Below are 21,980 nucleotides of genomic sequence, written 5' to 3'. Positions count from 1 at the left end.
GATAAATATTGCCGTGATGGCAAGATTGCCGGAGCGGCAATTTTATCGAAAGATGGTCGGCGACGGTTCCGGGGGCGGCTCGCGTCGGTGCCTCCCGCTCTCGGGGGCGCACCTGAGGGTCACGTCCCTGACGCCACGTCAGGGGCCTTTCGGGGTACGGCAAGGGGCATCCCCAAGGCCGCGCCGCCGTGCGCGACGGCAGGCTGACAGCCATGCGATCCACCACCGACACGCGCCGCTCGACCGTCCGCCGCGGAGCCGCGGGCCTGGCCCTCGCCGCCGCCCTGGCCGCCACGGTCACAGGCACCGCGAGCGCCGACCCCGCAGCCGACCCCGCAACCCTGTCCGCAGCCTCGTCCGCGGCCACCGACGCGCCCGCCCCGCCCCCGTACTCGTCCGACTTCAGCGACTGCCCGGCCCTCCCCGCCGGGGTCGACGCCACGCTCTGGAAGTGCGAAGTCCTCACCGCCACCGGGTCGTTGACGCTCGGCAGCCGGACGATCCCCGAGCTGGCGCCGATGACCCTCACCCACGCCGAGGGCCCGCTGCCCGACGGCGCCGACGGCCAGGTCTGGGGCGCCCTGCGCAGCGCCCCCGACCGCGTCCCCGGCGGCCTCACCGGCATCCCCGGCGCCGACCGTGACCCGCTGCTCCGGCTGTCCCTGCGACCGGAGTACGGCGGCCGGTCCGACTTCTTCTCCGTCGGCGACCGTCTGGGCCTGTTCACCCTGCGTTTCCGCGCCCTCAGCCCCCTGCTGCCGCACGGCTGCGTCATCGGCGGCGGCGACACCCCGGTCGAGCTGCGGCTGGTGCGCTCGGGCGGCTCCCGCGTCGTCTCGCAGGACCCGCCGGTCATCGCGTTCGACGCCTACGACACCGCCTTCACGGTCCCCGGCGCCACCGGCTGCGGCCCCCTCGACCGCCTCGTCGACAACCGCCTCGGACTTCCCGCCGCCACCGGCAACGCGATGCGGCTGAGCGCGTACTACACGTTCAGGACCTACGATCAACTCCCGCCGCGCTGAGGGGGATCACGCGTCCCGGACCCGGCCGGGGCCATGATGGAGCGCATGACTTTGGCGACGGCGTTCACGGAGATGTTCGGTGTGCGGCACCCGATCGCGCTGGCACCGATGGGCGGTTCCGCCGGTGGCGCGCTGGCGGCGGCCGTGTCGCGCGGCGGCGGCCTCGGACTGCTCGGCGGCGGCAGCGGCGACCGGGAGTGGCTGGCCCGCGAGCTGCCGGTGGCGGCCGAGTGCGGCAGGCCGTGGGGAGTCGGGTTCCTGAGCTGGGCGGCCGAGGCCGGCGCCGTCGAGCAGGCACTGGAGTACGGTCCCGCCGCGGTGATGCTGTCCTTCGGGGACCCGGCGCCCTTGGCGGCACGCGTCCGTGCGGCGGGCGTGCCGCTGATCGTGCAGGTCACCGACCTGGAGGAGGCCCGGCGGGCGCTGGACGTCGGGGCCGACGTCATCGTGGCGCAGGGCACCGAGAGCGGCGGACACGGCGCGCGCCACGGCAGGTCCACGCTGCCCTTCGTGCCGGTCGTGGTCGACCTCGCGGCTCCGGTGCCGGTGCTCGCGGCCGGTGGGATCGGCGACGGCCGCGGTGTGGCCGCCGCGCTGGCACTGGGCGCGGCCGGTGCGCTCATCGGCACCCGCTTCCAGGCGACGGCCGAGGCCGGGGCCGAGCCCTCGGCCGTCGAGGCGATCGTCGGCGGGAGCGGGGACGACACCGAGCGCAACAGCGTCCTGGACATCGCCCGCGGCTCCCGGTGGCCGACGGCGTACACCGCTCGTACGCTCGGCCACCCCTACCTGGACCGCTGGCGCGGCCGGGAGGCGGAGCTGGCCGCCGACCCGCAGGCGCGGCAGGAGTACCAGGCCGATGTGGCGCGCGGCGCGGTGCCCTCGCTCCCGGTGTGGGCGGGGGAGGCCGTCGACCTCGTCCACAACGTCCCGCAGGCAGCCGACCTGGTCGCCGTAATGGCCGTTCAGGCGGAGGAGGCGCTGGCGCGGGCCGTACGGCGCTGACCTCGCCGTCACGCGGGCCGACGTCCGCCCGTACGGGAGCGGTCGCGGACAGGCGTACGCCGCCGGATGGCAGGATGCTTGCGGTAGGTGCCATCGCGGCCACCGATGCCCCGGCGGGTACCCGTGTCCGGCCGCGAGGCACGTGAAGTCACCGCAGTCACCGCAGTCACCGCAGTCACCGGAGCGACCGGAGGAGAGCTGATGAGCCGGAAGCGGCACCGCGTCGCCGTGCTCGTATTGGAAGGTGCGAAGCCGCTCGATGTCGGCATCCCCGCGCAGGTGTTCTCGAACCGGCCGAGCATGCCGTACGAGGTGCGGGTGTGCGGGGCCGCGCCAGGACTTGTGACCGGCGGTGACGGCCTCTCGTACCACGTGGCCGAGGGGCTCGACGCGGTCGAGCACGCCGACACCATCTTCATCCCCGGCTACCGCGAGCCCGCGACCACGGAGCCTCCGGCGGCGGTCGTCAGCGCGCTCACGGCGGCCCACAAGCGGGGTACGCGCCTCGCCGCGATCTCGACGGGGGCCTTCGCGCTGGCGGCGACCGGCCTGCTCGACGGGAAGCGGGCGACGACGCACTGGCACTACACGAAGGCACTGGCCACCCGGCATCCGCTGGTGCGGGTGGACGAGAACGTGCTGTTCGTGGACGAGGGCGACGTGCTCACCTCGGCGGGCGCGGCCTCCGGTATCGACATGTGCCTGCACCTGGTGCGGCGTGACCACGGAGTGGGACTCTCCAACCACGTGGCGAGACGGCTGGTCGCGGCGCCGTACCGCAGCGGGGGACAGGCGCAGTACGTGCCCCGGAGCGTGCCGGAACCGCTCGGCGACGTCTTCGCGAGCACGCGGGAGTGGGTGCTGGCGCACCTCGCGGAGCCGCTGACGCTGGAGGAGCTGGCCCGCCACGCGCGGGTCTCGGCGCGGACCTTCTCGCGGCGGTTCGTGCAGGACACCGGGTACACGCCGATGCAGTGGGTGCTGCGGGCGCGCGTGGACCTGGCCCGTGAGCTGCTGGAACGCACCGACCTGGGCGTGGAGCAGATCGCCGACCGGGTCGGGCTCGGCACGGGCGCCAATCTGCGCCTGCACTTCCAGCGGATTCTCGGCACGTCGCCGACGGAGTACCGGCACACGTTCTCGGCCTGAGGGGTCTCGGTCCGAGCTTTTCCGGATGGGAGCTTTCCGGGCTGAGTCTTCCCGGGCCGGAGCCGTGAGGGCTGAAGCGGTACGGAGCCGCTGGACCTGAGGCGAGTCGATGGCGGGCCGATGGTGGACCGCTCGCGGCGTCACGACCGGGCTGGCGAGATCCTTGCGGGCGCTGTCATTCGGGCCACTGTCGGCTCGGCGCGCGGTTGCCGACCATGGAAGACGTAACGAAAGGAGCCCTTCTCATGACCCGCATCGCCGTCAACGGATTCGGCCGTATCGGTCGCAACACCCTCCGCGCCCTGATCGCCCGCGACACCGACCTCGAAGTGGTCGCCGTCAACGACCTGACCGCGCCCGAGGCGCTGGCCCACCTGCTCGAGTTCGACAGCACGCTCGGCCGCCTCGACGCCTCCGTTGAGGTCGACGGGACCGACCTGGTGGTCGACGGCCGCCGCATCAAGGTGCTCGCCGAGCGCGAGCCCGAGAAGCTGCCGTGGGCCGAGCTGGGCGTCGAGATCGTGCTGGAGTCCACCGGCCGCTTCACCTCGGCGGACGCCGCCCGCGCCCACATCCGCGCCGGTGCCAAGCGCGTCCTGGTCAGCGCCCCCTCGGACGGCGCCGACGTGACGCTCGCGTACGGCGTCAACACCGACGACTACGACCCCGCCGCGCACGTGATCGTCTCGAACGCCTCGTGCACCACCAACGCGCTGGCCCCGCTCGCCGCCGTCCTGGACGACCTGGCCGGTATCGAGCACGGCTTCATGACCACCGTGCACGCCTACACCCAGGAGCAGAACCTCCAGGACGGCCCGCACCGCGACCTGCGCCGCGCCCGCGCCGCCGGGGTCAACATCGTCCCCACCACGACCGGCGCCGCCAAGGCCATCGGCCGCGTACTGCCCAACCTCGACGGGAAGCTGTCCGGCGACTCCATCCGTGTCCCGGTCCCGGTCGGCTCGATCGTGGAGCTGAACACCACCGTCGCGCGCGAGGTCACCCGCGACGAAGTGCTCGCCGCCTACCGCGCCGCCGCCGACGGCCCCCTCAAGGGCGTCCTCGAATACACCGACAAGCCCCTGGTCTCCAGCGACATCACCGGCCGCCCCGCCTCGTCGATCTTCGACTCCGCCCTCACCCGCGTCGACGGCAAGCACGTCAAGGTCGTCGCCTGGTACGACAACGAATGGGGCTTCTCCAACCGCGTCATCGACACCCTCGAACTCCTCGCCCGCTCCTGACCGACACCCAGCCGCAGGCCGCCGCCGCTCGGTGTAAGTCGCTCACGGCATCGGTGAGTTGACTGATCGTCAGTCCTCGCGGTGGCCACGCGGCGCGATCCTGCTTCAGGTCGCCGAGGCGATCGAGGCCCACGGCCGACGAACCGGCCGTGGGCCGACTCGTTCTCCACGGGGGAGTGTTCGCGACGCCTGCACCGAGACCAAGACGGTCATGGTCCACCTCCGAGGCACCGGATCAGCCGTCGGTCAGACGGCCCCGCCCGACCACCGGAGCCCACTCGTGGACGGCGGTCACGGTGACTCCGGGCGTCCGGTAGTACGCGTCCGCGGCCATGATCCGGTCCAGTTCGTCGCGGTCGGCGGAGAAGACGAGAAGCGCGCCCGTGTCGTCCGCCCAGGGTCCCGCGGCGACGAGGCGGCCCTCGTCATGGAGGCGCTGGAGGATCGCGCGGTGCGCGGGGCGGGCCGCGAGGCGTTCGGAGGTGGCGGTGAAGGCGAGTTCGACAGTCAGCATGCCTCCGAGGGTAGGTTTCGGGAGTGGCCGGATCCGGATCACGTGATGCCACGGGCGTGGCGAGCCCGCCTGCCGGGACCGGCGGCGCAGTGGGCGCGGCACGCGCGCACCGGAACGCAGGCCCCGGCCGTGACCTGCGAGAACGCCACTCGCTAGCATGGCCGTCGGCAACCGTACCGGGCCTCACCGGCGGGCCGGGACGGGGAACGGCGGCCGCCGCCGGATTCGACCCGGACGCGGCGCGATCGAGAGGATCGAGAAGCGGCCACGGCTTGTCCAGCCGCCGACAGCGCATTCGCCGCCCCCGCCGGGCCTTCCGGCGCCGGGCGGAACGACCGACGAGAGGAATCCGCACCCGTGACGGCCGAGGCCATCGAGACCCACGACTTCCCGTTCGACCCGACGTACGGATACGACCTGGACCGGCTGCTCCAGGTCGGCACCCCGGAGGCGCCCGCCGACTTCGGCGACTTCTGGCAGGGCGCGTACGCCAAGGCGCTGGCGGTCGACACCGCGCCGCGGGTGGGAGCGCTGGAGGAGGAGCGGGACGGCGTACGCGTCCACGCGGTGTCGTACACCTCGGTCGGGGGTTTCCGCGTGGGCGGCTGGCTGACGCTGCCCGCCGACGGACACGTCACGCACGGCATGGTCGTCCTGCACGGCTACGGCGGCAGGGACGCCGTCGATGTGACGCTGCCCCCGCCCGGCACCGCCGCGATCTGGCCGTGCGCCCGCGGAATGGCCACGCGCAGCCTCGACCCGGAGATTCCGGCGACCGCGGCCGAACACGTCGTGCACGGCATCGCCTCGCGCGAGACCTACGTGCACGGCGGATGCGTCGCCGACACCTGGTGTGCCGCCTCCGCGCTGCTCGCCCTGGTACCGGGAGCGGCGCGCCAACTCGCCCTGGTGGGAGGCAGCTTCGGCGGCGGGATCGGCGCCCTGGCGCTGCCCTGGGACGACCGTTTCCACCACGGGCTGCTGACCGTGCCCAGCTTCGGCAACCATCCGCTGCGGCTGACCCTGCCCTGCACGGGCAGCGGCGAGGCGGTCCGCGCCCACTACGCCCGGCACCCCGAAGTCACCGAAGTGCTCGGCTACTTCGACGCGGCCGTCGCCGCCACCCGCGTCCGCGTCCCCGTCCACGTCGGCGCGGCCCTGTTCGACCCCGCGGTGCCGCCGCCCGGACAATTCGCCGTGCACAACGCCCTGGGCGGCCCGAAGGAGCTGTTCGTCCTGACGGCGGGCCATGTCGAGTACCCGGCCGCCGCCGAGGAGGACGCCCGACTGCGGGCGGCACAGCGGGAGTTCCTGGCGGAGGCCGACCCGCGATAACGGCCGGCGGTCGCCGGGACGGCCACGGACCATGTGCTCGCGGAAACGTCCCGCACGCGGCGCTGACGCGCTCTCCGTACCAAGACCGGCCGGGACACCGGATGGCCGCCGGGCCGTGACGCTCGACGGACAGCCGAGCAGCGAGGCCGACGTGTCGAGCCTGCTTCCGGCGGACCGCCCGCGGCGGGATCCCGCCGATGCGCGGCACCGGACGGGCGGCCCGCGCCTACCATGCTGACGTGCAGCTCATCTTCCCGGACCCGCTCGGCTCGCTGAGGCCGCTGTGCCGCGCCCGCCGCGCCCGTCGCGCCTGCCGCGCCTGCCGCCCCCGTCGTGCCCGCCGCGCCTTCCGCCCCCGTCGCCCCCGTCGCCCCCTGGAACGCCATGCCGCGCCCGCGCGAACCGGCTCCGGACCGGGCCGGGCGGGCGGACCCGCCGGGACAGCGCACGCGGCAACCGAGCACCGCCGCCAGGAGACCGGCCCGGCCCGGCGCGAGCCGGTGACGCACAAGGACAGCCCCCTGCGACAGGAGAGCACACCGTGACCGCCCGCCGCCGCGACCGCGCCCCCAACCAGGCCGACGTGGCCCGTCTCGCCGGGGTCTCCCAGTCGGCGGTCTCCCGAGTGATCAGCGGCGACGCCGTCCGCGCCCGGATCCCCGAGGAGACCCGCAAGCGGGTCTTCGACGCGGTCAGGGAACTCGGGTACGTCGCCAACCCGGCCGCCCGCGCGATGCGCAACAAGCGCACCAACCTCCTCGGGGTGCACACCTTCGAGGCCGTCTTCCCGCACGCCCGCGAGGACTTCTACTTCGAATTCCTCCAGGGCATCGAGGAGCGGGCGGAGGAGACCGGCTACGACCTGGTGCTGTTCACCTCGACCGGCAGCGGCGACGGAGGCCGCCGCAACATCTACCGGGACGGCACCAACCGGCTGGGCCTGGCCGACGGCAGCGTGCTCCTCGGCGTGTCCACCGACCGCGGCGAACTGGCCAGGCTCTGGTACGAGGGCTACCCGTTCATCCACATCGGCCGCCGCGAGGTGCCCGGCGCCGGGATCCCGTGCGTCATCCCCGACTACGAGACCGCGGCGGCGGGCATCGTGGAGAAGCTCGCCGCGCTCGGGCACCGCAGCATCGGCTATCTGCGCGAGCCCCTGGAGATGGAGCCGTACACCGACCGCCGGGAGGGCTACGCGCGGGCCGTCCGCGAACTCGGCCTCACCGACGGGTCACCCGGCTTCCGCGGCGAGACCGGCCTGTCCGACGCGTGGCTCGACCACCTGGTCACGGGACCCGAGACGGCCGTCGTCGCCGAGAGCGTACGGCTCGCCGAGACGCTGCGGACGAAGCTGGCCGAGCGCGGCCTGCGGGTGCCGGACGACCTGTCCGTCGCCGTGCTCGAAGGCGCGCCCGAGCAGCCGGAAGGCCGGTGGGTGTCGCTGGAGATCCCGCGCGTCGAGATCGGCCGGACCGCCGTGGACCAGCTCATCGCGATGCTCGACGACCCCGGCCGCCGCGCCGACAGCCTCCTCGTCCCCTGCTCGATCGCCGCCGGCACCACCCTCGCTCCTCCCCGTCACTGACCGTCACCGACCGCCCGTCCGAACACCCGCCTGTCGGACCGTCCGACCGTCCGCACGTCCGCCGCCCGCCGTCTGTCCGGGCCGCGTCGCGGCGCTCACCGACGGTGCCGATAACGCCGAGACGGCGCATAGGGCCGTTGTGCGAGCACGGCAGGACAAAGCCGGGCAGCGGCTCTCACCAGCGGCTAAGCGGAATTCACACAGACGCGGGCATCCGTCCGCTACCTGCGCCTACGCGAAATATTCGACGGACATTGACGGAACGTCACGAAACGCTGGGGGCGGGCGAATATTCGAGAGAAGTGTGTTGCTGTCGTGAAGGCGTTGATCTACGGTTCTCGATTGTTCGCGCACTGTTAACAGACGCCTACAAGGCGGCGCGTCTCATGGGGGGATTATGGATTTGGGTGGGGTCAGACGTGTGCGTGCGTCTCGTGGGCTGATAGTGACGCTCGCGTCCGCTCTGGTCGTCGCGGTGGGTCCCGCGGCGGCGATTGCGGTCGCCGCGGCACCGACTCCGGGCGCGGAGCCGACATCGACATCGATGTCGAAGGCGGCACAGTCCTCGAAGCCGGCACTGTCCTCGAAGGCGGCACAGTCCTCGAAGCCGGTGAAGGCCGACACCGGTGCGTCGCACCGCACGGCGCTCACGCAGGACGCGGCGGTCGCCGAGGCGGCCGAGGCCGGGCAGAGCGTGGAGATCACGTCGCTGCGGACGGAGTCCAACGAGACGTACGCGCTGCCGGACGGCAGCCTGGAGACGGACCAGCACCTGCGTCCGGTCCGGGCCCGCGTCGGCGGCGAGTGGAAGACGATCGACAACACTCTGGTGCGGCGGCCCGACGGCGGCGTCGCACCCGCGGTCGCGTCGGTCGGCATGGAGCTGTCGGGCGGCGGCTCCGCACCGCTGGTGACCCTGGACAGGGCCGGGCGGAAACTGTCGTACACCTGGCCGTCGGCGCTGCCCGCGCCGACGCTCGACGGCGACACCGCCACGTACAAGAACGTCCTGCCGGACGTCGACCTCCGGGTGCGCGCGGACACCGACGGTTTCCACGAGCTGCTGGTGGTCAACACCGCCGCGGCGGCGCGGAATCCGGCGCTCACGCAGCTCACCTTCGGGGTGGTGACCGACGGCCTCGACGTGGCGCGCACCGCCGACGGCGGTCTGACCGCCACCGACACCACGACCGGCGGCGAGGTCTTCGCGGCGCCGCAGCCGATCATGTGGGACTCCGGCACGCAGGGGACGAACACCCCGGCGGCCGGAACCAAGAGCGCCAGGACCACCAGCGCCGCCAAGGCCGCGACCGCCGAGGACGGCAGCCCGGAGGACCCGGCGCAGGGCCCGACCGATACCTCCCAGATGGCGCCGATCGCCGTCGCCGTCGACACCTCCGACGCGTCCGGCTCGCTGACGCTGACGCCCGACCACGCGCTGCTGACCGGCGCGGACACCTCGTTCCCGCTGTACATCGACCCGCAGACATACACCCCCAGGGCGGGGGACTGGACGATGGTCTCGCGCTACTGGGCCTCCAGCCCGCAGTACCGCTTCAACGGCGACGACGACGCGGGTGTGGGCGACTGCGACTGGACCTACTGCGCGCCCAGGGACGTCAAGCGGCTCTTCTACTCCTTCCCGACGTCGAAGTTCGCGGGCAAGACGATCCTGGACGCCACCTTCATCGCGCACGAGACGTGGTCGGCGTCGTGCACCGCCAAGCCGATCGAGCTGTGGCGCACCAGCGGCTTCACCAAGGGCACGACTTGGAACTCCTCCGCCGACCACTGGCTCGACCACATCGACACCCAGACCGAGGCGCACGGCAGCTCCGGCTGCGCGGCCTCCGACGTCGAGTTCAACGCCACCACCGGCGTGAAGTACGCGGCGGCCCACAACTCCGGGACCACCACCTTCGGTCTGAAGGCCAACGAGTCCGACCCGTACGGCTGGAAGCGCTTCACCAACAAGGCGTATCTGCGGGTCCACTACAACCAGCCGCCCAAGCAGATCCCCATGTCCCACCTGTCGATGAGCCCCGGCGCCTCCTGCCACAGCCCGTCCACGTCGGTGCGGATCCGCACCCTGCCGACGATCAGCGCGAGCGATGTCACCGACCCCGACGGCGACCAGGTGAGCGTGCAGTTCTCCGTCGCGTGGGACGCCGGTGACGGCAAGGGCCTGGTCACGCAGTGGACTTCGGCGAAGATCGGCCCGAAGAAGTCCGGCTCGACCTTCTCCACGAAGCTCACCGCGACGCTCGGCGGCAAGACCGTCCCGAAGAACAAGACGATCGCCTGGCAGGCCCGCGCGGTCGACTACGACCAGGGCAAGTACTACAGCTACTCCCCGTGGTCGTCCGCGGGTTCCGCGACCAACTGCTACTGGGTGTACGACACCACCGTGCCGGCGGGCCCCGTGATCACCTCGGGCGACTACCCGGCCGTCGACGACAACAACCCCAACGACCCGACGTACGACGGTGTCGGCCGGGACGGCGACTTCACCTTCCGCTCGGCCTCCACCGACGTCGTGAAGTACTGCTACGGCGTCAACGCCGACGCGGTGTGCGACACGGCCCACACCGTGGCCACCTCGGGCGGCGCGGCGAAGTCGGTGACCTTCCGGCCGACCCGCGCGGGCACCAACTTCCTGAACGTGCAGGCATTCGACAGCGCGGGCAACGGCAGTGAGCCGGAGGTGTACGAGTTCCGGGTCAAGGAGGGCCAGCCCGCCCGCGCCCAGTGGCAACTCGACGACGACGCGGGCGCCGCGCAGGCGGCCGGTTCCGCCGGTGACCGCACCCTGAACGTGGTCGGCTCGCCGACCCTCGGCGCGCCCGGCAAGTCCGGCACCGCCGTCGACTTCAACGGCACCGACTCCTACCTCCAGTCCGACATCCCGGCCGTCCACACCGACCAGGGCATGACGGTCGCCGCCTGGGTGAAGCTCGACCGGATGCCGACCGCCGCGGCGGTCGTCGCCGCACAGCCGGGCAACAACGCGCCGGGCTTCGAGCTGTACTACTCACAGGGCTACGACCGGTGGGTGTTCAACCAGTACAGCTCCGACTCGGCCACCGCCACCCCGGTCCGCGCGATGTCCGCCACGGCGGGCGGCGTCACGGCCGGACAGTGGTACCACCTGCTCGGCACGTACGACGGGACGGCCCACACCCTGTCGCTGTACGTCAACGGGGCCCTGATGGGGACCACGAGCTACACCACCGCGTGGGACGCGCGGCGCGGTCTCCAGATCGGCGCGGGGAGCTACTCCGGCTCCCCGGGGAGCTTCTTCCCCGGCACGGTCGACGACGTCCGGATCTACGACAAGCCCCTGGTGGCCGCCGACGTGGCGCACCTGTACAAGGGGGAGCAGCTCGGGGCCGGCCGCCCGGCCAGCGCGGTCTTCCCGCTGGACGAACCGGCCGCGCAGGACGACGGCAACCCCACCACGGTGGTGCACGGCCAGGCCGACGTGGACCCCGCGGTCCTGCACGGCGGGGTCACCGCGGGAAGCGCGGGCGCGCAGGACAAGTCGCTGACCCTCGACGGCACCAGCGGCTACGCGTCCACCCGCTCCCCGCAGGTCAACAACCAGCGCAGCTTCTCCGTGGTCGGCTGGGCGAAACTGTCCGCCAAACCCGACCACGCGGCGATCATCGCCACCCAGACCAGTACCTACCGGCCGGGCTTCGAGCTGTACTACTCCGCGACCTACGGGTGGTCCTTCGACGCCTACACCGCCGACTCCGACAGCGCCACGATCGTGCGGGCCTCCCAGGGCGACACCACCCATTCACCGGCCGGTGTCTGGACCCACCTCCTCGGCTCGTACGACGCGAACACCGACGACATGCGGCTGTACGTCAACGGTCTCTGGGTGGCCACGACGAAATTCGCCGCGCCCTTCTACGGCAAGGGACCCGTCCAGATCGGCGCCGGGTCGTACGACGGCGCACCGAGCAGCTTCTTCCCCGGTCAGATCGACGACGTGCGGTTCTACGACCGGGCCCTGTCGGCGCCGGAAGCCGAGTCGATGTACCACAACCAGCTCGTGGTCGAGGGGCGTTGGAAGCTGGACAGCGCGTCCGGCACTCCCCAGGTCTCGCCCGACTCGCTGACCACCGCGGCCGACCAGCACCCGCTGACCCTCGGCGGCGGCGCGCAGATCGACGCCACGGGCGCCAACAGCATGGTCGGCACCGGGTCGTTGGTGCTCAACGGCACGGCAACCGGCTACGCGTCGACCACCACGTCACCGATCCACACCAACAGCAGCTTCACGGTGGGCGCGTGGGTCTCCACCGCGGCGCGGCCGACGAAACCGGTGACGGTGCTGAGCATGGCCGGTACGAACACCAGTGGTTTCGCGGTGCGTTACGTACCCGACTCCGCCGACCCGGCCCACGCGGGCGCCTGGCAGTTGCAGACGTCCAACGCGGACGGCACCGGCGCCGTCGTCTCGACCGCCTCCGACACCAGCTTCCAGGACAACGGCGCGTGGGATCACATCGCCGTGGTCTACGACCTGATGGCCGGTCAGATGCGGTTGTACATCAACGGCCAGATGCAGCAGTCGCTCTGCTCCGACGGTGACGACGACGGCAACCCCGACGACCCGGCGTGCAAGGAGTCGGTGTCGTGGAACTCCTCGGTGCTGCCGTTCGACGCGACCAAGGGCCTGCAACTGGGCCGCCTCAAGACCGGCACGTCCACCTGGGGCGAGTACTGGCCCGGTGTGATCGACGACGTGTGGGTCTTCGGCGGAGTCGCGACCGACACCCAGATCGCGGCGCTCGCCAGCGGAGTGGATCTCGACACCACCGCCGGGCCCTGACCCGGTAGCACCACCGGGGCGGCGCGCGGGTCATCGCGCGCCGCCCCGGACGCGTGGCATTCGACGAAGTGACAGATCAGACACGTGCGCACGGGCGGAGCCCGGCGGCGGTTCGTGCTGCCGACGTCGGAAGACGGGGGCGCACACGGTGAGGGATGGGGACGGGACAAGCGTGAGCGACAGACGGACATCAACGGGCGGCGCGCGCGGCAAGGCCGCGCTGCTCGCCTGCGGAGCACTGGTGGCGGGCCTGCTGCAAGTGGCCGCGCTACCGGCGGCCCAGGCCGACGACATGCCGAGAACACCGTCCCCGGGCGTGCCCGTGGCCGGACACTCCAGCACCACGACGGCGCCCCGCGCCGAGGACGGCCTGCCGCACCGGGCCGACGACCGGGCCGCGGAGAAGTCCTGGGCCGCGCCCGGAACCGCCACGGTGACGCTGCCCGCCGCGCACGCCGAGCCCACGGCGGTGCGCGCCGGAAAGCTCCCGGTGACCCTCACCGTGCCGGCGGCGGCGACATCCGCCACGGTCAACGGCGCGGCCAAGGCGACGGCCCCGCCGTTGACCGGCGCCGCGACCGTACGCGTCCTGGACCGGAAGACCACGCGGGCCGCGGGCGTGGACGGCCTCCTGTTCACCGTCGCACCGCGGGCGGACGCCGCGGGCGGAACGGTCGGCGTCCGCGTGGACGACAGCGCGTACGCCCAGGCGTACGGCGGTGCCTACGCGGCCCGGCTGCGCCTGGTCACACTGCCCGCGTGCGCGCTGACCACCCCCGACAAGCCCGCCTGCACCACGCGGACCCCGGTCCGCGCCACGAACGACGCGGCAGCGCACACGCTGACCGCCGACGCGCTGCCCCTGGCGTCCTCGGGCGTGCCCGGCACCGCGACGGTCCTCGCGGCCACCGCGGGCACGTCGAGCGACCACGGCGACTACACCGCCACCTCGCTGTCCCCGTCCTCGAACTGGAACGTCGGGCCCAACACCGGCTCCTTCACCTGGTCCTACGACATGCCCGCCCCCGACGTGCCGGGCAGCTTCACCCCGAAGGTCGGCCTGTCCTACGACTCCGGCAGCGTCGACGGCCGCACCAGCAGCACCAACAACCAGGCGTCCTGGGCCGGTGACGGCTTCGACCTGTCGCCCGGCTACATCGAGCGCAGCTACAAGTCCTGCGGCGACGAAGGCGCCAAGGACTCCTCGGGCAAGAAGTACGAGGACCTGTGCTGGGCGTACGACAACGCGTCGATCTCCTTCGACGGCCACTCCGGCCAGTTGGTCGCCACCGGCACCAACTCCTTCCGGATCAAGGGCGACGACGGCACGAAGGTCGACCGGGTCTACGGCACCTCCACCGACGTGCGCTCCAACGGCGCGCGCAACGACGAGTACTGGCGGCTGACGCTCACCGACGGCAGCCAGTACTACTTCGGCTACAACCGGCTGCCCGGCTGGGCGAGCGGCAAGGCGACCACCGACTCCACGTGGACCGTGCCGGTCTTCGGCAACAACGCCGACGAGCCGTGCCACGCCTCCACCTTCGCCAACTCCTGGTGCCAGCAGGGCTGGCGGTGGAATCTCGACTACTCCGTCGACCCGCACGGCAACGCCATCGCGTACTACTACACCAAGGAGACCAACTACTACGGCCGCGCCAGGACCGCCGCCAGCCCCACGACCTACGTCCGCGGCGGCTACCTGGACCACATCGACTACGGCCTGAAGTCCACCGCGATGTACTCGGCCAAGGCCCTCGCGCAGGTCGCCTTCACCAGCGGGGAGAGGTGCCTGTCCGCCACGGCGGGCGCCTGCGACGCCTCGAAGATCGACAACGCCGCCTCCCCCTGGTACGACACGCCGTGGGACCTCAACTGCAAGTCGACCGGCGACTGCCACTCCTTCGGCCCGTCCTTCTGGACCCGCGAGCGCCTGACCGCGGTCACCTCGCAGGTGCTCACCTCGGCCGGGAAGTACACCCCGGTCGACACGTGGAAGCTGGGCCACCAGTGGGGCATGGCCGACATCGACTACCAGTTGGAGCTGGCGTCGATCGAGCACACGGGCAACGCCGACACCCCCGAGGGCGCGCCCGACCTGACCATGCCGAAGATCACCTTCGGGTACGACCAGCGCACCAACCGGCTGGACATCCCCGGTGACAACACCTCGCCGTTCATCAAGGAACGCGTCTCGACCATCGACGACGAGACCGGCGGACAGACCGACATCACCTACTCCACCGCGGCCTGCGACGCCGCGCACCTGCCCACCCCCGACACCAACACCACGCTCTGCTTCCCGCAGTCCTTCACCAAGGAGGGCGACGAGGACCCGTCGCGCCAGTGGTTCAACAAGTACGTGGTGAAGCAGGTCATCCAGTCCGACCGCACCGCCTCCTCGCCCGACGAGGTCACCAGGTACGACTACCTCGGCGGGGCCGCCTGGCACTACGACTCCGACGACGGCATCACCAAGGAGAAGTACAAGTCCTGGTCCACCTGGCGCGGTTACGCCCACGTCCAGGTCGAGACCGGCGGCCAGGACCCGGTCGGCATGAGCTCGCGGACCGACCACTACTACCTCCGCGGCATGGACGCCGACAAGACGACCGGCGGCAAGCGCACCGTGACCGTCTCCGACGACAACGGCGGCACCATCACCGACCACGACTCGCTGGCGGGCGTCGAGTACAAGACCGAGCACTACTCCGGGCCCGACGGCAAGGTGCTGGACAAGTCCGTCAGCACCCCCTGGCACCACGAAACGGCCTCGGTCACCCGCAGTTGGGGCACCATCGCCGCGAATCTGACCGGCACCGCGGAGACCCGCGCCTGGACCTCCCTGGACAACGGCGCCGGTTCGTCGTGGCGGATCACCGACGTCACCCGCACCTTCGACAACACCGCGGGCCGCGTCCTGACCACCGACGACCACGGCGACATCTCCACCGCCGCCGACGACCGGTGCGCCACCACCACCTACGTCGACAACGGCACCGACTGGATCCTGGACAACCCCTCGCGGATTCTCACGGTCGCGGTGCCCTGCTCGGCGACCCCCGATTACACCAAGGACGTCCTGTCGGACATCCGCACCGCCTACGACGGCCACGCCTACGGAGCCGCGCCGACCGCGGGTGACGCCACGCACGTGGCGAGCCTGAAGTCCCACAACGGCACCACCGCCACCTACCTGGAGTCCGCCGCGGCCTACGACTCCTACGGCCGCGCCGTCTCGGCCACCGATCTGAGCGGCAACGTCACCGCGACCGTGACCGGCGCGCCCCAGCGCACCGACCGCACCGACGGCCGCGTCACTACCACGGTCTACGCCCCGGCGACCGGCTTCCCGACCACGACGACGGTCACCACACCGCCGGCCACCGCGGTAGACGCGAGCACCGCGCAGACCACCACCACGACCCTGGACCCCGTACGCGGGCTGCCCGTCACGGCCGTCGACACCAACGGCAAGCGCACCGACACCACATACGACGCGCTGGGCCGCAAGCTGAGGATCTGGCTGCCCGACCGCTCCAAGGCCAACAACCAGACGCCCAACTCCGCCTTCACGTACACACTGGCCGACGGCAAGCCCCCGGTGGTGGCCACCACGAGCCTCGCGGGCACCGGCACGCAGACCGCGTACGCGCTGTACGACGGCTTCCTGAGGGTCCGTCAGGCCCAGACGCCAGGGCCCAAGGGCGGCATGCTGGTCTCCGACACCTTCTACGACGAACGCGGCCTGCCCGCGAAGACCTTCGCCTCGTACTACGCGGCGAAGGCGCCCTCCACCGTGCTGTACAAGGTGGACGACGCGCTGTCGGTCGAGACGCAGACGTGGAACACCTACGACGGTCTCGGCCGGGTCGTCCGCAGCCAGCAGGTCGCGGGCAACGGCGACGGCGGCCAGGTCCTCGCGACCACCACCACGGCCTACGGCGGCGACCGCACCACGGTCACCCCGCCGAAGGGCGGCACACCGACCACCACGGTCGTGGACGCGGGCGGCAACGTCCGTGAGCTGGACCAGTACCAGGCCGCGACACCCACGGGCCCGTACGACAAGACGCTCTACGACTACACCCCGGCGGGCAAGCTCTCCAAGGTCACCGACGCGTCGGGCACCGTCTGGGAGTACCGCTACGACCAGCGCGGCAACCAGACCAAGGCGATCGACCCCGACAAGGGCACGACCGACTCCGGCTACGACGACCGGGGCCAACTGGTCTCCAGCACCGACCAGCGCGGCAAGAGCGTCACCCACCTCTACGACGGTCTCGGCCGGGAGACCGAGACCCACGACGGCGACGCGACCGGCCCGCTGCTGACCAAGCACGTGTGGGACCCGGCCGGTTTCAAGGGCCAGATCGCCTCGGCCGCCCGCTACGTCGGCGGCGCCACGGGCTCCGCGTACACCGTGGCCTACTCGCTGTACGACAACCTGTACCGCGCCCACCGCACGACGACCACGATCCCGGCGGCCGAAGGCGCGCTCGCCGGTTCCTACCAGGGCAACGTGCAGTACAACGCGGACGGCACCACGCAGTCCGTCGGCTACCCCGCGGCGGGCAGCCTGCCCGCGGAAGCGGTCACCCCGACCTACGACGAGGTGCTGCGGCCCAGCACGGTGTCCGGCTCCGGCGGCGCCACGTACACGACCAACACCACGTACAGCTACACCGGCCAGGCGCTCCAGTACACCTTCCAGGCGGCCGGGCAGAAGATGACCCAGGTCACCAACACCTACCAGTGGGGCACCCAGCGGCTGTCCAACTCCCGCGTCGACCGGCAGGACGTGCCGGGCACCGACAAGTCCGCCACGTACGGCTACGACCCGGCCGGTGACATCACCTCGCTCACCGACGTCTCCCGCGACGGCACCGACGCCCAGTGCTTCCAGTACGACTACCTGGGCCGGCTGACCGAGGCGTGGGCGCAGGGCTCGGCGGGCTGCGCGGCCACCCCGAGCGCCGCGGCACTCGGCGGCCCGGCCGCGTACTGGCAGTCCTTCGGCTACGACAAGGCGGGCGACCGCACCAAGGAGACGGACCACTCCGCCACCGGCGCCACCGCACAGGACACCGTCCGCGACTACTCCTACCCAGCCCCGACCAGCCCCCAGCCGCACACGCTCAGCCAGATGCGGACCACGGGCCCCGGCGGCAGCACGCTGAAGTCCTACACGTACGACGCGATCGGCGGCACCCAGACCAGCACGGTCGGCGCCGCCAAGCAGACCCAGGTGTGGGACACCGAGGGCCACCTGACCCAGGTGACCGCGGTCGACGGCAACGGCGGTACGAAGACCACCTCGTACGTCTACGACGCCGACGGCAACCGGCTGGTGGTCCGTACCGACAGCGGCAGCACGCTCTACCTCGGCGGCACCGAGGTCGCCCTCGCCAAGGGGTCGACCACACCGCGCGCCACCCGCTACTACGACCTCGGCGACGGCAACCAGGCGATGCGCACCGACGACAACAAGGTGTCGTTCCTGATCGCCGACAGCCAGGGCACCAGCCAACTCCAGGTCAACGGCGCCGACCTGACCATGCAGCAGCGCCGTACCACCCCCTTCGGGGAACCGCGCGGCACGGCGCCGACCGCCTGGTCGGGGGACAAGGGCTTCGTCGGCGGCGTCAACGACCCGGGCACCGGCCTGACCCACCTCGGCGCCCGCGACTACGACCCGTCGACCGGCCGCTTCACCTCGGTCGACGCCGACCTCGACACCAGCGACCCGCAGTCGCTCAACGGCTACGCGTACGCGGGCAACGACCCCGTCTCCCAGAGCGACCCGACGGGCCTGTACACCTGCCGCAACGGTCACGAGGGCTGTGACGAGCACGGCAACGCCTGCGGCAAGGACTGCAGCGCGTGGGCGACCCAGACCGGTGACTGCGTGCACACCGAGTGCAGCAGCAGCAAGGTCAACCAGAACCCGTACGTCAGCCTCAAGACGCAGCGCAAGGTCTCCTACGCGCGACGCCACTGCGACGACCTGTGCGGCACCCTCGGCATCTCCTCGCCGAGGGAGCACCGGTGGCAGGACCTGATCAAGGACCTGTACGGCGGCAACGCGCCGGAGCCCGAGCGAGACACGTACGCGGCCGCGCACGCGCAGGAGAAGTCCGTCGCCTTCTCGCCGCACCCGAGCTACAAATACACGATGTCGGAGCTGATCGGGCCCAACAGCCTCGGCACACCCGAGGAGATCATGGCCTACTTCAAGGCGCACCCGAAGGAGATGTTCCCGTTCAAGGTGACCGGCTGCGACGCCTTCACCCAGGGCGCGATGTGCACGCTGCACCCGGGTGACTCGATCGCGCACGGCCTCGGCCGGATCGCGGGCGGACCCGGCAAGGTGAAGGTGTCCTTCAAGGACAAGACCTCCTTCACCTTCACGGTGACCAACAAGGGATACTTCGACGACGCCGGTTCGCAGATCAAGTTCTCGATCTCGTCCCGGAAGGACGGCGTGTACCTGACGCAGAAGGCATACACGACGGGGTCGAACTGGTTCGCGTGGGCCGGGGTGAAGATGGGCGCCGCCAAGCAGCAGTGGCAGCAGCAGGCCCGCAATCTGCGGAACGCCATGGAGAACAAATAACGGATGACACGCACGACGCGTAGGGCCTGGCTGTCCTCGGCCCCATGGATCGCCGCCGCGGTGGCGACTCCATGGGCGTCGAGGGCGGCCTCGCCCGTCGACCCCACGGTGGTCACCCTGCTGGCCGCCTTCGTCGCCGTCGGCGTCCTGGGCATCCCGCTGGGCGTCCTGCTCGGACGCCTGGGCGTCCGGCGGGAGGCCGTCGCCGTGGCCGCGCTCGCGGTGGCCGGAGCGGCGGCCTCCTGCGCGGTCCGGATCGTCGGCGCCAGTGACGAGAGCCCGGCGGGCAAGGCGGCGATCGTCCTCGTGCTGGCCGCGCTCTTCGCGGTCCTGGCCCTGCCCCTGCCCGCCGTCGGCTTCGTCGTGGCGTGGGTGCGGCGGAAGCGCGCGCACTGAACACGCGCCCGCCCGGTGGGTCGGTCAGGCCAGCGGCTCGTGGTTGGCCCAGACGACCTGGTACGGGTAGCGGGCCTGCCAGCGGCTGATGAGTTCCTCGGTGCCGGGAATGGCGAAGGCCGCGTTGAGCGCGTCGAGGTCGGCGACGCCGATGTGGACGATCGCGGTGGCGGTGAACACCGGGCTGTGGTCGTCCGCGGGAACACGGATGTGGCGCCGGGCGGAGAAGGTACGCACGTGCCCGGAGCCCACCATCAGGCTTTCGATGTCCTTGAGGTATTGATCCAGGTCCGCGTCCGGGATCGACGGTTCGAACGAGACAATCATCGTGTGGCTGATCATGGGTCCATGGAACCGCCGCCCGGCCGCCACGTCCAAGACCTTCTGGATCATCGGCGATAACCTGAGGGCATGAGTGACCTGGAGACGCGCGAGCTGGAGTACTTCGTCGCGGTCGCCGAGGAACTGCACTTCGGCCGCGCCGCCGAGCGCCTGTCCATCGCGCAGCCCGCGCTGTCGAAGGCGATCCGGCGGGTCGAGTCGCGCCTCGGTGTCCTGCTCCTGACCCGTACGAGCCGCCATGTGGCGCTCACCCCGGCGGGGGAGGCGCTGCTGCACCACGGCCGCCACGCGCTCAACGCGGTCGGCGCGGCGGCCGAGAGCGCGCGCCGGGCCGGTGACGCGCGGGCCCAGCTGCGGCTGGTGATCAAGCCGGGCGGGGACGCCAATCTACTGTCCGGAATCCTCGCCGCGTACGCGGAACGGCCGGACGCGCGCCGGGTGGACGTGCTGTTCGGCGGCGCCACCGACCGGGCCGACCACCTGCGGGACGGCAGGGCCGATGTGGCGCTGCTGTACGCGCCGTTCGACGACCTGACCGGGCTCGCGTCCCAGACGCTGTTCGTGGAGGGGCGGGTGGCGATCCTGCCGCGTGACCACCGGCTGGCCGGGCGTGCGCAGCTGCGGCTCGCGGATCTGGACGGCGAGACGCTGCCGCGCTGGCAGGGCGTGGGCTGGGCGGGTGTGCCCGACGACGGGAGCGGGCCGGAGGTCGCGGACGTGCCGCAGATGGTCCAGATGATCGTGCTGGGGCGGATGATCGCGGTGCTGCCGCGGTCGCTCGCCGAGCCGGCGCATCCGGGTCTGGTGTGCGTGCCGGTGACCGACGCGCCCACGAGCCGACTGGTCGTGGCGTGGTCGCGGAGCGACGACCGGGCGCTTGTCGCCTCGTTCGTACGGGCGGCGGTGGCAGCGGCGGGCAGGGCGTAGGCGTAGCGCGTGTGGTGCGCGGCGCGCACGCGTCGGTGCGCGAGAGCCGCGAGCCCGACCGCCGCCTCCACCGTACTGAGGGTGGGGCGGCGGTCCGGCCGGTGCCGCGTGTGGTGCGAGTGGTGCTGCGGACTGCCTGACTACCGGCCGACGCGCGGGAGGCTGTTGAGCTTGCCGGGCAGTGCGGTGTTCGTCTGCTGGGCCCGCATGAGAGCGAGGACCGCGCCGACACCGGCGAGGATCAGGCTCACCCAGAAGCTGAAGCCGTGGCCACCGGCCGGGCCGAAGTCGGAGTGCGCGAAGATCGCGATCAGGTACAGGACGAAGCCCACCGCGAAGCCGACGAAGGTCAGCATGCGGTCGGGCGCGGGCAGCGTGACGGTGGGCACGAAGAGGCTGACCGCGAGCACCGCGGCGCTGAGCACCGTGATGACCATCGCGAACCAGGCTATGAACAGCCCGTGGCTGAAGTGCCAGGCACTCCAACTCACGCTGCCGAGGTTGATGCCGTAACCGCTCCCGAAATCCCAGGAGTAGTAGTCGAAGAACGAGAAGATCAACACAATGAACCCGATACCGAGAATTGCCCAGTCGAGTCGGTTGACCGAAGCCGGGTCGAAAGAACCCCCGGACGGGCCGCTCGCGCTCGGCGGCTGAGTCGGTGGGCCCGGCGGCGGTACATCGTGCGACATGGTGACTTGTCTCCCTGCTGACGTCGTTCTACGAACACTCGGGGGCTGAGAATAGCGGTACGTCGCCCCACCCCGTAAGCAGGTTGGACCGACCTGCATCACATGGGTTCAATTGGTCGCTTTGTTACGTGTGGGGACGCCAGTGGCGGGAGTTGACTTCTCGGTCCCACGGGTTCTGTGGGGAGGGTAAAAGGGGTGAAAGCGGCCCGCGCGAGGTTCAAGCATGCGCAAATTCGGCGTATTTGGCCGCGCCCGGTCCCGTGCCCGTCCTGCCATCGCGCCGCCCCCGGTCCTGCCCTCGCCCCAC

The 21,980-nt window shown here is 71.6% G+C and carries 13 protein-coding genes; 10 read left to right on the top strand and 3 right to left on the bottom strand.

Features of this window, described 5'->3' with window-relative positions:
* Positions 1-212 precede the first annotated feature (212 nt).
* The 4 genes from ACIOC1_RS13575 to gap all read left to right on the top strand — a co-directional run bounded on the left by ACIOC1_RS13575 (position 213) and on the right by gap (position 4,423).
* Positions 213-1,025, top strand: a complete 813-nt coding sequence (locus ACIOC1_RS13575) for a hypothetical protein (RefSeq protein ID WP_401854034.1) — start codon at positions 213-215, stop codon at positions 1,023-1,025.
* 45 nt (positions 1,026-1,070) lie between these two features.
* The gene (locus tag ACIOC1_RS13570) at positions 1,071-2,030 is read left to right on the top strand and encodes an NAD(P)H-dependent flavin oxidoreductase (protein ID WP_401854032.1); all 960 of its coding nucleotides are present in this window, start codon (positions 1,071-1,073) and stop codon (positions 2,028-2,030) included.
* A 201-nt stretch (positions 2,031-2,231) separates the two neighbouring features.
* Positions 2,232-3,179 (top strand): DJ-1/PfpI family protein, encoded by a 948-nt coding sequence (locus ACIOC1_RS13565; protein WP_355345612.1) that lies wholly within the window; start codon positions 2,232-2,234, stop codon positions 3,177-3,179.
* Between the two features lie 245 nt (positions 3,180-3,424).
* Positions 3,425-4,423 carry a type I glyceraldehyde-3-phosphate dehydrogenase gene (gene gap, locus ACIOC1_RS13560; RefSeq protein WP_401854029.1) on the top strand — a complete coding sequence of 333 codons (999 nt, stop codon included), beginning with the start codon at positions 3,425-3,427 and terminating at the stop codon, positions 4,421-4,423.
* 235 nt (positions 4,424-4,658) lie between these two features.
* Here the strand turns inward: gap and ACIOC1_RS13555 are convergent, their stop codons facing one another.
* Positions 4,659-4,937: a YciI family protein gene (locus ACIOC1_RS13555; RefSeq protein WP_355345606.1), complete on the bottom strand. Its 279-nt coding sequence runs from the start codon at positions 4,935-4,937 to the stop codon at positions 4,659-4,661.
* Positions 4,938-5,294: 357 nt separating this feature from the next.
* Between ACIOC1_RS13555 and ACIOC1_RS13550 the strand changes: the two genes are divergently transcribed.
* The 5 genes from ACIOC1_RS13550 to ACIOC1_RS13530 all read left to right on the top strand — a co-directional run bounded on the left by ACIOC1_RS13550 (position 5,295) and on the right by ACIOC1_RS13530 (position 19,712).
* Positions 5,295-6,272: an acetylxylan esterase gene (locus ACIOC1_RS13550; protein ID WP_391045373.1), complete on the top strand. Its 978-nt coding sequence runs from the start codon at positions 5,295-5,297 to the stop codon at positions 6,270-6,272.
* A gap of 541 nt (positions 6,273-6,813) precedes the next feature.
* On the top strand, positions 6,814-7,857 hold the full coding sequence (locus ACIOC1_RS13545) for a LacI family DNA-binding transcriptional regulator (RefSeq protein WP_401854025.1): 1,044 nt from the start codon (positions 6,814-6,816) through the stop codon (positions 7,855-7,857).
* Between the two features lie 421 nt (positions 7,858-8,278).
* On the top strand, positions 8,279-12,700 hold the full coding sequence (locus ACIOC1_RS13540; protein WP_401854022.1) for a LamG-like jellyroll fold domain-containing protein: 4,422 nt from the start codon (positions 8,279-8,281) through the stop codon (positions 12,698-12,700).
* 172 nt (positions 12,701-12,872) lie between these two features.
* A complete protein-coding gene (locus tag ACIOC1_RS13535) occupies positions 12,873-19,316 on the top strand; it encodes an RHS repeat-associated core domain-containing protein (protein ID WP_401854019.1) in 6,444 nt (2,147 codons plus the stop codon).
* A 3-nt stretch (positions 19,317-19,319) separates the two neighbouring features.
* Positions 19,320-19,712, top strand: a complete 393-nt coding sequence (locus ACIOC1_RS13530) for a hypothetical protein (protein WP_401854016.1) — start codon at positions 19,320-19,322, stop codon at positions 19,710-19,712.
* Between the two features lie 24 nt (positions 19,713-19,736).
* Here ACIOC1_RS13530 and ACIOC1_RS13525 read toward each other — a convergent pair whose 3' ends face one another.
* Positions 19,737-20,105 (bottom strand): hypothetical protein, encoded by a 369-nt coding sequence (locus ACIOC1_RS13525; RefSeq protein ID WP_355345586.1) that lies wholly within the window; start codon positions 20,103-20,105, stop codon positions 19,737-19,739.
* Positions 20,106-20,123: 18 nt separating this feature from the next.
* Between ACIOC1_RS13525 and ACIOC1_RS13520 the strand changes: the two genes are divergently transcribed.
* Complete coding sequence (locus ACIOC1_RS13520) at positions 20,124-20,981, top strand: LysR family transcriptional regulator (protein WP_401310970.1); 858 nt, start codon at positions 20,124-20,126, stop codon at positions 20,979-20,981.
* Positions 20,982-21,121: 140 nt separating this feature from the next.
* Here ACIOC1_RS13520 and ACIOC1_RS13515 read toward each other — a convergent pair whose 3' ends face one another.
* Positions 21,122-21,544, bottom strand: a complete 423-nt coding sequence (locus ACIOC1_RS13515) for a hypothetical protein (RefSeq protein ID WP_355345580.1) — start codon at positions 21,542-21,544, stop codon at positions 21,122-21,124.
* Between the last annotated feature and the right edge of the window lie 436 nt (positions 21,545-21,980).

It is taken from the genome of Streptomyces sp. NPDC088197 (assembly GCF_044741185.1).
Classification (GTDB): Bacteria; Actinomycetota; Actinomycetes; order Streptomycetales; family Streptomycetaceae; genus Actinacidiphila.
Note: the sequence above shows the minus strand (reverse complement) of the source record. Positions and strands in the feature narration are given on the sequence as shown.